Source organism: Spirillospora sp. NBC_01491 (assembly GCF_036227065.1).
In the GTDB taxonomy this organism is placed as follows: Bacteria; Actinomycetota; Actinomycetes; order Streptosporangiales; family Streptosporangiaceae; genus Spirillospora; species Spirillospora xylanilytica.
On sequence record NZ_CP109432.1, the window covers coordinates 455,416 to 468,660 of the forward strand.

The window sequence follows — 13,245 nt, forward strand, 5'->3', positions numbered from 1 at the left end:
GTTAGCGGGTGCCGGTGTGGGTGTTCTCGGTGATCCAGGCGTCGAGGTCGGCCCAGCGGTAGCGGACGCCGTGGCCGCGGCCGGAGAAGCGCGGGCCGGTGCCGGCGCTCCGCCAGTTCGCGAGGGTGCCGACGCTGCGCCCGAGGTACTCGGCGGCTTCGGCGGTGCGGGCCAGGCCCCGGCGGTCGGTCGTCGTCGCGGCCATCAGGCGGCCCCGCCTTCGATCACGCTGAGCTGCCCGCCGCCGCCGAGGTGACGACGAAGGACCTTCAGCCCCTTGACGGTGATGCGGATCTGGCTGGACAGGACGGGCTCGCCGCTGTGCGGGTGGGTGTAGGAGGTCGGACGGCACCCGATGCGGCCGGCGTCGACGTGCGACTGGTAGGGCTGGCCTCCGCCGTCGACCCAGCGCAGTTCGCGCAGGGTGGAGAACAGGCGGTTCTGCCCGGTCGAGATAGTGGGGTCGCGGTCGAGGATCTGGGCGGCCTCGCGGACGGAGTAGTCGCCGGCGGCTTGGCCGAGGTTGTCCCATGCGGCGGCGGCCGGGGCGAGCTCGGCGGCGCGCTGCTCGGCCTGGTCCGCGCGGTCGGCCTCCTCGATCACCATGCGGGCGAGGTCCCGGCGGGTCAGCTCGCGGGACTCGACCGAGTAGGTGCCGCCCTTGCGGAGCGCGGGGAGGACGTCGTGGGTGATCCACCGCTTGAACGCCTTCGCCTCCGGCTTGCGGGAGCGGAGGATAAGCGAGTAGAGGCCCGGCTCGTTGACGACCGACACTTGCTGCTCGCCGCCGGGGGTGTCGGTAGTAGCGACCCCCTTCTCGTCGTCGTCCAGCGCGGTGAGCGCGTCCCGGTTGTTGCGGATCGCGAGCACCGCGCACACGTCGGCGGCGACGAACCACGGCTCGCCGTCGTCGCGGAGCACCGTGCGGACGGCCTGGCCGGTAGCCGGGAACTCGAACGGCTGGACGGCCAGGCCCATCGGGCTCTTGCACGAGATGCACTGGGTGCGACTCGCGTCGTTGAGGGTGCCGCAGTGCGGACAGCGGACCTCGTTCTGCCGCTTCGGGGTGGGGCTCATGCGGACCTCGCCTCGAAGTCGGCGACGACGTCCAGGTCAAGCACTGCTGCGAGGACGGCACGCAGCTTCGGCCGGGGGACCTGCTGCCCGCGGTCGATGCGGCTCATCTGGCCCTCGGAGACGGGCGCGCCGCGCCTGGTGCACTCGGCTGCCACCTCCAGAAGGGTCAGCCCCAGCGTCAGCCGCGCCCGCTGGACGGGGGTTGTGGTTCCTTGTTCCATGAGCGACAAGCTACCACAAGAAGCAGCAAGTTCAAGGGTAGGTTGCCGTCACTTGCATGCCATGGTGGTTGGTTCGGCCGCTTGTGTTTCCTTGCGATATTCTGCGCAAGTAGCTGACGGGAAGGACGTTCCCCATGTCAGAGCCTCACGAGCGGCTCGACCAGGCGATGCAAGAACGCGGTCTGGAGTTGAAGAAGCGATGGGTCAACATCGCCGATGACGCCGGCGTCACGACGTCGGCGCTTGGCGCCATCCGCCGCGGCGAGTATCGACCCAGCCCGCACACGGCACGGGGTATCGAGACCGCGCTCCAGTGGGCTCCAGGTAGCGTCGACGCGATCCTCGGTGGCGGTCAGCCCACGCCAGTCGTCCCCGACCGGCGGGAAGGGGAGGACGAGTTCGCGCGGCTCGACCGTCTCTATGAGGAGTGGAAGCATGACCCCCATCGGGGTCCTGTGCTCCGGGAGTTGCTGGAAACCTGGGGCGACCGCGACGCGGGATAGCGGGATATCGGTCCCGTAGGAAAATTTCCGCCGCACCGTAGGGCGAGTGCTTATTTCCTTGTTTCGGTCGACTCAAAAGGCTGACCGGAATCGATTCTGAGTCCCGAGCTTCTCAATGGTTGTTGGTGCTGACCAGGCAGGACGTTGCGTCAAGTCGCTGTTTTTCATATAGCGAAGATCGTCAAAACGGCGCCGGGTTACCTATCCCTGACTCTCCGCTACATAATGGGCGCTCCAGTTCCGGCTACCCGCGAGACCGGAAACCCCGACGCTCGTTGCTGTCGCTGCTTCCCCGCACGCGCTCCCCGCTAAAAGACTCAACGAGAGCACACCCCCCCCCCGGAAGTTCAGAATCGCGAAAGGGGATCTCGTGTCTCAGGATCACATGGTTGAGGACGGGGCGGATCCGTTGCCCCTCCTCCGGCTCAAGCATCGCGGGGCACTCGCGGGCGCCGCCATCGCGGTGACCGTCGGCATCGCGGTGACCGTCGCGGCGGACGGCGAGTCCGGCGCCCAGTACAACCTGGGGCTCGCCGCACTCATCGTCGGCATTTGCATCGGCGTGTACGCGGGGACGCTCGACATCGCGCTGACGACCCTGCGCAGCATCGCCGTCCAGCATGATGAACAGGACCGCGCGACCGCAGGGCTCGCAGAACGGCTCGACTCGGTCGAGATGCGCGAGCGGCAAATGGCCGCGCGCATCGGCGACCTGTTCGCGGACGAGCTCGCCCACCGCCGCCGCAGCGGCTGACCAAACCCGCGCTGCCCCGGCCCAGCTCCCGGCCGGGGCGGCGCATCGACCCCCAAGGAGCAGCATGGCCATCTACGACCGGTGGCACCTATCCCATCCAACTGACGACGCCACGCCGTGCCGCTGCGGGCGAGGGAAGCACAAGCTCTACCCGAGCGCGGACCACCCGGGCCGCCTGAACAAGCGAGGCAAGCGACTCCCGGACCTGCCGCGCTGGCAGGTCCGGTACCGCGACGACAACGACAACCAACTCAAGCGCAACTTCGCCGAGCGTGACGGGGACGACCCGGAGCAGCATGCCAGCGCGTTCGACGCGAAGGTCAACCATGACCTGGACGCTGGGAGCTACGTGGCACCCGAGCGCGCCAGGCAGACGCTCAAGGCGTTCGGGGAAGCATGGCGGACCAGCCTCGTCGCCAACCCCTCCAGCCTGGAGAACTACGACCGCAAGCTCACCCACATCTACGGTGACAACTCGCTGCTCGCGTCTAGGACCCTGCTCGCCCTGGCTCAGCAGCCGGGCATCATCCAGGCGTGGATCAAGGAGCTGGAGGGCAAGGGGCTCGGCGCGAACTACATCCTCCAGATCGTGGACATGCTGTCCTCGATCTTCGTCGCGGCCATCGACAACGGTATGCCGATCCGCAACCCCACCAAGGTCAAGTCGCTGCGGCTGCCAACGCCGACCAAGACCATCATCACCCCGTGGACCCAGGCCATGGTCGAAGCCGCGCGCGAGAAGCTCGGCGAGCGCGGCCTGGAGGAGATGGTGGACCTCGGTGTCGGCGGCGGGCTGCGCCAAGGGGAGATCTTCGGCGTCGGGTCCGACGACTTCGACGGCCAGACCCTCCAGGTGCGGCGGCAGGTGAAGTGGTTCTCCGAGCAGGAGGGGCAGCCGTCCGGTCTGGCGTTCGCGCCGCCCAAGTACAACAAGGAACGCGAGGTCCCACTATCGACGGCGGTCGCCGAGCGCCTCCAGGTGCGCCTGGAGAAGACGCCGCCGGTCAAGGTCACCCTGCCGTGGGGATCGCCGACCTCCCGCAAGCTGATGACCGTGCCGATGCTGTTCGTCCGGCCGCGCGGGTTGCCCTACCACCGGCAGTGCTTCGGCTACATCTGGCGGGATGCGCGCGACGCCGCCGGCGCCGAGCCCACTCCGGAGAACGGGATGCACATCCTGCGGCACACCTACGCCTCGGTGATGTTGGCCGCGCTGGTGGACATCCTGAAGCTCGCCGCCTGGCTGGGGCATGCCGATCCGGCTTTCACGATGCGTAAGTACGGTCACTTCATCCCGGATGTGGCCGACCGTGGACGGCTGGCGATCAACGCCTTCTACGCCGCGGCGGGGGCGCCCGGCGCCGGACAGAGTGCCCTCGATGTGCCCTTGCCCCAGATTCCTGGGGTCGGGAACCTGGCCCTGGTGGCGCGCTCCTAGAGCCAGCCGCTCTTGCGGAGGCGGCGGAACAGCAGGGCGCAGACGATCGCGATGGCCACCATGACCAGCGGGTACCCGAGCGTCCAGTCCAGCTCGGGCATGTGCTTGAAGTTCATCCCGTAGATCCCGGCGAACGCGGTCGGCACTGCGATGATCGCCGCCCACGCCGAGATCTTCCGCATGTCCTCGTTCTGCTGCTTGCCCATGAGCGCCAGATGCGCGGTCAGGACGCTGTTGAGTAGCTCGTTGTGCGCGTCGACCTGCCCGTCGACGCGGAGCAGGTGGTCGAGCACGTCGCGGAAGTAGTCGCGGGTGTCGCCGCACTCGCCGACCCGTCCCCGGACGATCTCCTGGAGCACCGGGACCAGGGGGTCCTGCGCGGTGCGGAACTCCAGCACCTCGCGCTTGAGGGAGTAGATGCTCTCGGTGACGTCGGTCCCGCCCGGCCGGAACACGGCCCGCTCCAGCTCGATGATGTCGATCTCGACCTCGCGGGTCACCACGCCGTAGTGGTCGACGACCTCGTCGCAGACCGCGTACAGCACCGAGGCGGGCCCGTACCGGAGCATGCCGGGGTCGTGCTCGAGCCGCGCGCGGACCGGGCCGAGCGGGTTGCCCGCGCCGTGCCGGACGGTCACCACGAAGTCGCCGCCGAGGAAGACCATGATCTCGCCGACCTCGATGTCGGACGTCTCGTCGTGGTAGTCCAGGGTCTTGAGCACGAAGAACAGGGTGTCGTCGTAGCGCTCGAGCTTGGGCCGCTGGTGCGCGGACACCGCGTCCTCGGCGGCGAGCGGGTGCAGGTCGAGCTCGTCGCGGACGAGCTCGAACTCCTCCTCGGTGGGCTCGTGCAGGCCGATCCACACGAAGCACTCGTCCTGGCTCCGGGCGGCCTCGGCGCGGGCGGCGTCGAAGGCGTCGCTGATGTCCCCGTCGATGGTGCGGCGGAGGCCCTTGGAGTAAATGGCCTTGTCGACGATCACAAGACATCATCCTGACGCATCCGGGGAGCATAGAGGACGATCCGCCGCCGTGCCCGCCGCCCGCCCGGTCTCGTAGAGTGCCTGCTGTGACGACGCTTCTGCTGGTTCGGCATGGATTGACCGCGATGACCGGGCCGATGCTGGCCGGGTGGACGCCCCGGCTGGGCCTGGACGAGCGCGGCCGGGCCCAGGTGCGCGCCCTGGCGGACCGGCTGGCCCCGCTGCCGCTGGCCGCCGTGGTGTCCAGCCCGCTGGACCGCTGCCTGGAGACCGCCGAGGCGGTCGCCGCCGGACACGCCGGGCCCGTCGGCGAGATCGAGGTGGACGACCGGTTCGGCGAGGTCCACTACGGCGACTGGACCGGCCGCCCGCTGAAGGAGCTGGCCGAGGAGCCGCTGTGGCGGGTCGTCCAGGCCCATCCGAGCGCCGCCCGCTTCCCCGGCGAGGACGGCGAGTCGCTGGCCGGCGCGCAGCACCGCGCCGTCACCGCGGTCCGTGAGTGGAACGCGCGGATCGCGGCCGAGCACGGCCCGGACGCCGCCTACCTGGTGTGCAGCCACGGCGACATCATCAAGGCCGTCGTCGCCGACGCGCTCGGGCTGCACCTGGACCAGTTCCAGCGCATCCAGGCCGAGCCCGCCTCGCTCACCGTCGTCCGCTACACCGAGCTGCGCCCGTTCGTGGTCCGGCTGAACGACACCGGCGGCGACGTCGCGGGGCTGCTGCCCGCGCCCGGGGCCGACCGTGCCGGGGGAGACGATGACGCGGCCGTCGGCGGCGGCGCGTAGGGTCGGGGCATGCCCGTCATCTCCCATGAACAGCCGGACCGGTTCGTCGCCGGCGTGGTCGGGCGGCCCGGCGACCGCGCCTTCTACCTCCAGGCCCGGTCGGGGCGCCGCATCACCAGCGTCGGCCTCGAGAAGTTCCAGGTCACCCTGCTCGCCGAGCGCCTCGAGGAACTGCTCGACGAGGTGCTGCGCCGCAGCGGCGGCAGCGCCCCGGTGCCCGCGGTCACCCCGTCGGAGCTGAAGGACGAGGGCCCGCTCGACCAGCCGGTCGAGGAGGAGTTCAAGGTCGGCACGATGGCGCTGGCCTGGGACCCCGACGACGAGCACGTGGTGATCGAGGCGCAGGAGGCCGCCGAGGGCGAGTCCGGCGACGCCGAGGTCGGCGACGACGACCCGGCGATCGCGGTGCTGCGGGTGCGGGTCACGGCCGCGCAGGCCCGCGCGTTCGCCGAGCGCGCCCTCCAGGTGGTGGCGGCCGGCCGGCCGCCGTGCCCGCTGTGCGGCCTCCCGCTCGACGCCGTGGGGCATGTGTGCCCGCGCCAGAACGGTTACCTGGGCTGAGATGGCGGTGCGCTGGATCATGGGCCGGGCGGCCGGGAGAATGAGCTCATGACGCAGTCCTCCCGGGATCGCCCCACCGCCGCCGACGTTCCCCCCGAGGCTGCCGCCCCGCCGGCCGGGACCGCCTCGCCGTACGACGTCGAGGCCGCCGAGCGGCTGCTGCTCGGCGGCCGGCTGGAGGTTGAGGGGCGGCTCGTCCAGGCGTCCAACGCCACGCTCTACTGCGCCATCGAGCACGAGGGCGTGCGCGCCGCGTGCGTGTACAAGCCGGTGGCGGGCGAGCGCCCGCTGTGGGACTTCCCCGACGGCACCCTCGCCGAGCGCGAGGTCGCCGCGTACGCGGTGTCGGACGTGATGGGCTGGCGCGTGGTCCCCCCGACGGTGCACCGCGACGGCCCGTACGGCCCCGGCATGGTCCAGCTCTGGGTGGAGCCCGACACGGGCGTCGACCTGGTCGGGCTGTCCCGCTCCGACGACGAGGCCATCCGCCGGATGGCGGTGTTCGACGCGGTGGTCAACAACGCCGACCGCAAGATCGGGCACCTGCTTCCGCCCGGCGACGGGCACGTGTACGGCTGCGACCACGGGGTGTGCTTCTCCGTCGACTACAAGCTGCGCACGGTGCTGTGGCAGTGGCGCGGCAAGCCGCTGAGCGCCGAGGCGCTCGAGGCGCTCGGCCGGGTCGACGCGGGCCTGCGCGGCGGGCCGCTGGCGGAGCGGCTGGCCGGGCTGCTCACCGCCGAGGAGGTCGAGGCCACCCGCCGCAGGGTCGAGCTGATGCTCAAGCATCGCGTCCACCCCTACCCCCCGGAGGACTGGCCGGCCATTCCCTGGCCGCCCCTGTGACCGTCCGGCCGCCCGGCCGCGCCGCCTGACGACCGGAGCACCCCCGCCGCCGCGCGATGCTCGGCGAGATGTTCCAATATGTGCCATGTGTACGGCGATTGTCAGCGTCGACCCGTCAGCCCCGGTTCCCGTCCTGCTCGCGGGCGTGCGGGACGAGTTCATCGCCCGCCCCTGGGAGCCGCCCGGCCGGCACTGGCCGGACCGCCCCGGCCTGGTCGGGGGCCGGGACCTGCGCGCCGGGGGCACCTGGCTCGCGGTCGATCCGGACGCGCCCCGCGCGTCCACCGTGCTCAACGGGCACGGCCGCCTGGCGCCGGAGGCCGGGCGCCGCTCCCGCGGCGGGCTGCCGCTCCGGGTCGCCGCCGAGGGCAAGCTCGGAGAGCTGGAGCTGCCGCGCTTCGACCCGTTCCACCTGATCGGCGCCGAGCCCGACCACGTGCGGCTGTGGAGCTGGGACGGCGAGGAACTGGCCGAGCGGGAGCTCGGCCCCGGGCTGCACATCGTGGTCAACAGCGGCCTGGAGGGCGAGCACCGGGATCCGGCCGCCCCCGAGGACGAGCACATCGCGGCCCGCCTGGAGCACTTCCGTCCTCGCTTCGAGGCCGCCGCGCGCCCCGACCCCGGCCGCGGGGACTCCCCGGCGCAGGCGTGGGACGGCTGGCTCGACCTGCTCGGCGGCGGCGGCGTGCCGCGCGCCGACCGGCGGTCGCTGCTGCCGGTCCTGGACCTCGGCGGCGGCCGGGTCTGGGGCACCACCTCGATCGGCCTCGTCGCGCTGTCGGCGGACGGCGTGCGCTACGACTTCTCCGCCGCCCCCGGGGACCCGGCCGCCTGGACCGTGATCCTCTAAACACGTCCGCCGGAGCGCGACGGGCGATGACCGCCCCGCGCGTCGGAGCCTGCCACCACCTTCTCTTGACTGTCAGTGCTAATTTGACTACCTAGGGCGATATTCGTGTGGGCCGAGACGGCCGCCACGGACGGCGCGCGGATTCGGTCATCAGGCAGACGGGGGAACGCAGATGACAGCAGGAAGACGGGGGGCGGCGATCGGCGCGGGCTTCGGCGTGGTCGTCCTCGGGCTCGCCGCCTGCGGTGGCGGTGGCGGAGGCGGCGGGAACGGGAACGGCAACGGAGGCGGCGGCACGCTCAAGGTCGTCGGGTCGGCCGACGTCGACCACCTCGACACGTCCAGCGGCTACACCACGGTCAGCAGCGTGCTGACCCGCAACTACGCGCGGACGCTGTTCAGCTTCAAGGGGTCCGACAACTTCGACGAGTCCATCAAGGTGCGGCCGGACGTCGCGAGCGAGATCCCGTCGACCGGCAACGGCGGGCTCAGCGCGGACGGCAAGACCTACACCATCAAGCTGCGCAACGGCGTGCAGTGGAACACGAACCCGGCGCGCGAGGTGATGGCGGCCGACTTCGTCCGCGGGATCAAGCGGGTCTGCAACCCGGCCAAGCCGTCGGGCGGCAAGGCGTACTACAGCGAGACCATCGTCGGGATGGCCGCCTTCTGCAAGGGCTACGCGAAGGTGGACGCCAAGAGCGCCTCCGCACTGGCCGCGTACCAGAACGACACCGCGGTGGCCGGGCTCCAGGCCAAGGACGACAAGACCCTGATCATCAGGCTCAACCGGCCCGCCACCGACCTGACCAACATCCTTGGCATGCAGTTCGCCGCCGCGGCGCCGGCCGAGTACGACAAGTACATTCCCGACAGCCCCGACTTCCGCAAGCACACGATCTCCGACGGGCCGTACCAGATCACCTCGTACACGCCCAACAAGGAGTACATCCTCGACAAGAACCCCACCTGGCGGCAGGACACCGACGACCTGCGGGCGCAGAACCCGAACCGGATCCAGATCACCATGGGGCAGGACTCGCCGGACGTCGTCCAGCAGCAGATGGAGCAGGGCACGGCCGACCTGTCGTGGGACCAGACGGTGCCGACCTCGCGGATCCCGACCCTGAAGTCCAACTCCAACTTCAAGATCATGGACGGGTCGACCAACAACCCGTACCTGGTCTTCAACACCCTCAGCCCCAACAACGGCGGGGCGCTCGGCAAGCCCGCGGTGCGGCAGGCGATCGAGTACGCGATCGACAAGACCGCGCTGATCCAGATCTACGGCGGCCCGGACGTGAGCGAGCCGCTGAACCAGGTCATCCCGCCCCGCAGCGTCGGCCACGAGAAGTTCGACCTCTACCCGACCAGCGGCAACGGCGGCGACCCCGCCAAGTGCAAGCAGCTGCTCACCGCAGCGGGGTACGGCGGCGGGCTGACGCTGAAGTTCCCGTACCGCACCAACAGCAACCACTCGAAGATCGCGCAGTCGGTGCAGGCCAACCTGAAGTCCTGCGGCATCACCGCCAACCCGACGCCCGACACCAACGGGACCTTCTACAACACCACGCTGGTCACGCCGGCCGACGCCAAGGCCGGCAAGTGGGACATCGCCGCGCCCGGCTGGATCCCCGACTGGTACGGCAACAACGGCCGCACCAACATCGTGCCCCTGTTCGACGGACGCCAGTACGGGCCCAACTCCACCGACTACGGCGGCTACGACGATCCCCAGGTCAACGCGCTGATCGACCAGGCGCTGGCGGCCAAGGACGTGGCCGCGGCAGCCCCGCTGTGGGCCCGCGCGGACCGGCGGATCATGCAGGACGCCGCGGTGGTGCCCTTCATGAACCAGAAGTACCCGATCTTCCACTCGTCCCGGGTGAAGAACGCGCTGTACCTGCCGTCCTACCAGGCCTACGACCTCAGCCAGGTCAAGCTCTCCTAGCCGGTCGCGGCCGGCTCCGGCTGGGCGGGCCCGCGCGGCACGCCCGGCCGGCCCGCCCATCCGGCGGCCCGCCGCGGTTCCGGATCCTGACGCGAAGGGGCGTCGATGAGTCTTCTCGAGGTGACCGGCCTCCAGGTCTCCTTCAACACCGCCGACGGCGTGGTGCGCGCGGTGCGCGGCGTCTCGTTCGCCGTGGACCGGGGCCGCACCCTCGGCATCGTCGGCGAGTCCGGCTCGGGCAAGAGCGTCACCGCCCAGACCCTGATGCGGCTGACCCCGGACGCCACGATCCGCGGCACCGCGCTGTTCGAGGGGGCCGACCTGCTCACCGCGGACGGCCGGGCGATGCGCGCGATCCGCGGCGCGGAGATCGCGATGATCTTCCAGGACCCGCTGTCCAGCCTGCACCCGCTGTACAAGGTGGGCTGGCAGATCGAGGAGATGATCAGGGCGCACGAGCCGGCCGCCGGCCGGGCGCAGGCCCGCAAGCGCGCGATCGAGATGCTCGGCCTGGTCGGCATCCCGCAGCCGGCCAGCCGCGTCGACGACTACCCGCACCAGTTCTCCGGCGGGATGCGGCAGCGCGCGATGATCGCGATGGCGCTCGCGCTGAACCCCAAACTGATCATCGCGGACGAGCCGACGACCGCGCTCGACGCGACCGTCCAGGCGCAGATCCTGGACCTGATGCGGCGGCTCCAGGGCGAGTTCGACACCGCGCTCATCATGATCACCCACGATCTGGGGGTGATCGCCGACATGGCCGACGAGGTTCTGGTCATGTACGGCGGCAAGCCCGCCGAGCGGGCCGGGCGCCGCACCCTCTACTACCGCCACCACCACCCCTACACCAAGGGGCTGCTGGAGTCGGTGCCGTCCGCGGCGGGTGAGGGGGGCCGGTTGAAGCCGATCCCGGGCCAGCCGCCCAGCCTGATCAACCTGCCGACCGGGTGCGTGTTCCACCCCCGCTGCCCGTACGTGATGGACCGGTGCCGCACCGACGAGCCGCCCCTGGACCCGGTGGCCGGCGACGACCCCGCGCACCTCTCGGCCTGCTGGCTGCCGCGCACGGCCGCCGGGCGCGGCGAGGAGGCCGAGCGGATCCGCGCCGCGGCCGTCGCGGAGGGCAGGTTCGGGGCACAAGGCGCGGCCGGTGCGGAGGGCGCGGCCGGGGACGGACGGGACGGCGGCCCGCCGGGCCGCGCCGGCGGGGCGAGCGGGGACGGGGGCGGCCGGTGAGCGGGCGGGACGAGGTCCTGGTCTCGGTGGAGGGGGTCTTCAAGCACTTCCCCATCAAGCAGGGGATCGTGTTCAAGAGGGAGATCGCCCGGGTGCACGCCGTCGACGGCGTCGACCTGCGGGTGCACCGGGGCGAGACCCTCGGGATCGTGGGGGAGTCGGGCTGCGGCAAGTCCACGCTCGCCCGCTGCGTCACCGGCCTGCACCCGGTGAGCGCGGGCCGGATCCTGTTCGAGGGCACCGACATCACCCGGCTTTCCAGGGCGGGCCTCAAGGCGTTCCGCCGGGACGTCCAGATGATCTTCCAGGACCCGTACGGGTCGCTGAACCCGCGCCGCCGGGTCGGCTCGATCATCGGCGACCCGTTCGCCGTCCACGGGATCGCGAGCGGCGCCGACCGCAAGAAGCGGGTGCAGGAGCTGATGGAGCTGGTCGGGCTCAACCCCGAGCACTACAACCGGTTCCCGGCCGAGTTCTCGGGCGGGCAGCGGCAGCGCATCGGCGTCGCCCGCGCGCTGGCGCTGCGGCCGAAGCTGATCGTCTGCGACGAGCCGGTGTCGGCGCTGGACGTGTCGATCCAGGCGCAGGTGATCAACCTGCTGAACGACCTCCAGGACGAGCTCGGGCTGACCTACCTGTTCATCGCGCACGACCTGTCGGTGGTGCGGCACGTCAGCGACCGGGTGGCGGTCATGTACCTGGGCCGCGTCGCCGAGTCCGCGGACGGCGAGGACCTCTACGCCGGGCCCCGGCACCCCTACGCCGCCGCGCTGCTGTCGGCCGCGTCGGTCGCCGACCCCGACGAGGCCGAGCGCACCGAGCGGATCGTGCTGATCGGCGACGTGCCGTCCCCGATCGACCCGCCGTCCGGCTGCCGATTCCATCCGCGCTGCCCGAAGGCCGCCCCCCGGTGCGTGCGGGAGGACCCGGAGCTGGTGTCGCGGCCGGGTGACCGGGCGGACCATCTGACCGCCTGCCACTTCCCGGTGGAGCCGGGCGAGCGGCTGGCCGAGCTGCAGGCCGCCATCGCCCAGGTCTCCACCGAGCCGGACCTCCCGGAGGTCGAACAGTGAGCTACTCCGAACTGGAGGCCGAAGCCCTCCCGGTGGACACCGGGCAGGCCGGGGTCCAGGGCCGCAGCCCCTTCCAGCTGGCCTGGCGCCGCTTCCGGCGGGACCGGCTGGCGGTCGCCTCGATCGTCGTGCTGCTGCTGATCGTGCTCTTCGCGGTGCTGGCGCCGGTGTGGGAGTCCTGGACCGGCCACCCCTACGACGCCACCTTCCCCAAGACGGGCCTGAACCCCGACGGGCTGCCGGCGGGGCCCGGCGGCGACTTCTGGCTGGGCGCCGACCAACTCGGCCGGGACGTGCTGGTCCGCGCCGCCTACGGGGCGCGGATCTCGCTGGTGGTCGGGATCGGCGCGGCGGTGCTGGCCTCGCTGCTCGGCGTGGCGGTCGGCACGCTCGCCGGGTTCGTCGGCGGGGTGCTGGACACCCTGCTCGCCCGGCTGATGGACATCACGCTGGCGCTGCCGTACCTGCTGGTGGCGATCATGCTGGCCACCACCTTCCAGATCTCCTCGGTCGGCGCCAGCCTCACCATGACGATCCTGGTGATCGCGTTCTTCTCGTTCGCGGCGTTCGGCCGGATCATCCGCGGCCAGGTGATGTCGCTGAAGGAGAAGGAGTTCATCGAGGCGGCCCGCTCGCTCGGCGCGAGCCGGGTCCGGATCATGTTCGTGGACGTGCTGCCGAACCTGGTCGCCCAGGTCACGGTGCTGACCTCGCTGCTGATCCCGACCTCGATCGTGTTCGAGGCCACGCTGTCGTTCCTCGGCGTCGGGGTGCGGCTGCCGATGCCGAGCTGGGGCAGCATGCTCGGCGAGGGCAGCGACGTGTTCCAGACCGCCTGGTGGCTGCTGGCGGTGCCCGGCGTGCTCCTGCTGCTGACCACGCTGTCGTTCAACCTGCTCGGCGACGGGATCCGGGACGCCCTGGACCCCCGCAGCGACCGTGTCGTCAGGGGGAAGTGAGC

15 protein-coding genes are annotated in these 13,245 nt (G+C 71.3%); 11 read left to right on the forward strand and 4 right to left on the reverse strand.

Features of this window, described 5'->3' with window-relative positions; translation table 11 throughout:
• Position 1 precedes the first annotated feature (1 nt).
• From OHA34_RS02285 to OHA34_RS02295, 3 genes are read right to left on the reverse strand one after another with little or no spacing between them, the layout of a single operon-like run.
• On the reverse strand, positions 2 to 205 hold the full coding sequence (locus OHA34_RS02285) for a helix-turn-helix domain-containing protein (protein ID WP_329520550.1): 204 nt from the start codon (positions 203 to 205) through the stop codon (positions 2 to 4).
• Entirely contained in the window at positions 205 to 1,077 is an 873-nt protein-coding gene (locus tag OHA34_RS02290) for a BRO family protein (RefSeq protein ID WP_329520551.1), read from the reverse strand. The genes OHA34_RS02285 and OHA34_RS02290 overlap by 1 nt, the downstream gene beginning before the upstream one ends.
• On the reverse strand, positions 1,074 to 1,298 hold the full coding sequence (locus OHA34_RS02295; RefSeq protein WP_329520552.1) for a hypothetical protein: 225 nt from the start codon (positions 1,296 to 1,298) through the stop codon (positions 1,074 to 1,076). Before OHA34_RS02295 ends, OHA34_RS02290 begins: the two co-directional genes overlap by 4 nt.
• Positions 1,299 to 1,432: 134 nt before the next feature.
• On the opposite strand from OHA34_RS02295, the gene OHA34_RS02300 reads away from it, so the two are divergent.
• From OHA34_RS02300 to OHA34_RS02310, 3 genes are all read left to right on the forward strand, one after another.
• On the forward strand, positions 1,433 to 1,801 hold the full coding sequence (locus OHA34_RS02300; protein ID WP_329520553.1) for a helix-turn-helix domain-containing protein: 369 nt from the start codon (positions 1,433 to 1,435) through the stop codon (positions 1,799 to 1,801).
• A 385-nt stretch (positions 1,802 to 2,186) separates the two neighbouring features.
• Positions 2,187 to 2,555: a hypothetical protein gene (locus OHA34_RS02305; protein WP_329520554.1), complete on the forward strand. Its 369-nt coding sequence runs from the start codon at positions 2,187 to 2,189 to the stop codon at positions 2,553 to 2,555.
• A 64-nt stretch (positions 2,556 to 2,619) separates the two neighbouring features.
• On the forward strand, positions 2,620 to 3,993 hold the full coding sequence (locus OHA34_RS02310) for a tyrosine-type recombinase/integrase (RefSeq protein ID WP_329520555.1): 1,374 nt from the start codon (positions 2,620 to 2,622) through the stop codon (positions 3,991 to 3,993).
• Here the strand turns inward: OHA34_RS02310 and OHA34_RS02315 are convergent.
• The gene (locus OHA34_RS02315; protein ID WP_329520556.1) at positions 3,990 to 4,976 is read right to left on the reverse strand and encodes a magnesium and cobalt transport protein CorA; all 987 of its coding nucleotides are present in this window, start codon (positions 4,974 to 4,976) and stop codon (positions 3,990 to 3,992) included. The genes OHA34_RS02310 and OHA34_RS02315 overlap by 4 nt on opposite strands.
• A gap of 86 nt (positions 4,977 to 5,062) precedes the next feature.
• On the opposite strand from OHA34_RS02315, the gene OHA34_RS02320 reads away from it, so the two are divergent.
• The 8 genes from OHA34_RS02320 (at position 5,063) to OHA34_RS02355 (ending at position 13,243) form a co-directional block, all read left to right on the forward strand.
• Positions 5,063 to 5,764: a histidine phosphatase family protein gene (locus OHA34_RS02320; RefSeq protein ID WP_285943630.1), complete on the forward strand. Its 702-nt coding sequence runs from the start codon at positions 5,063 to 5,065 to the stop codon at positions 5,762 to 5,764.
• 9 nt (positions 5,765 to 5,773) lie between these two features.
• Positions 5,774 to 6,325, forward strand: coding sequence for a DUF3090 domain-containing protein (locus OHA34_RS02325; protein WP_285943629.1), 552 nt, complete (start codon positions 5,774 to 5,776; stop codon positions 6,323 to 6,325).
• Between the two features lie 48 nt (positions 6,326 to 6,373).
• Positions 6,374 to 7,171 carry an SCO1664 family protein gene (locus OHA34_RS02330; RefSeq protein ID WP_285943628.1) on the forward strand — a complete coding sequence of 266 codons (798 nt, stop codon included), beginning with the start codon at positions 6,374 to 6,376 and terminating at the stop codon, positions 7,169 to 7,171.
• A gap of 85 nt (positions 7,172 to 7,256) precedes the next feature.
• The gene (locus OHA34_RS02335; protein ID WP_329520557.1) at positions 7,257 to 8,021 is read left to right on the forward strand and encodes an NRDE family protein; all 765 of its coding nucleotides are present in this window, start codon (positions 7,257 to 7,259) and stop codon (positions 8,019 to 8,021) included.
• Positions 8,022 to 8,193: 172 nt separating this feature from the next.
• Positions 8,194 to 9,972: an ABC transporter substrate-binding protein gene (locus OHA34_RS02340; protein WP_329520558.1), complete on the forward strand. Its 1,779-nt coding sequence runs from the start codon at positions 8,194 to 8,196 to the stop codon at positions 9,970 to 9,972.
• 105 nt (positions 9,973 to 10,077) lie between these two features.
• Positions 10,078 to 11,211, forward strand: coding sequence for an ABC transporter ATP-binding protein (locus OHA34_RS02345; RefSeq protein ID WP_285943625.1), 1,134 nt, complete (start codon positions 10,078 to 10,080; stop codon positions 11,209 to 11,211).
• On the forward strand, positions 11,208 to 12,284 hold the full coding sequence (locus OHA34_RS02350; RefSeq protein ID WP_285943624.1) for an ABC transporter ATP-binding protein: 1,077 nt from the start codon (positions 11,208 to 11,210) through the stop codon (positions 12,282 to 12,284). The genes OHA34_RS02345 and OHA34_RS02350 overlap by 4 nt, the downstream gene beginning before the upstream one ends.
• Positions 12,281 to 13,243 (forward strand): ABC transporter permease, encoded by a 963-nt coding sequence (locus tag OHA34_RS02355; protein WP_285943623.1) that lies wholly within the window; start codon positions 12,281 to 12,283, stop codon positions 13,241 to 13,243. Before OHA34_RS02350 ends, OHA34_RS02355 begins: the two co-directional genes overlap by 4 nt.
• Positions 13,244 to 13,245: the final 2 nt, after the last annotated feature.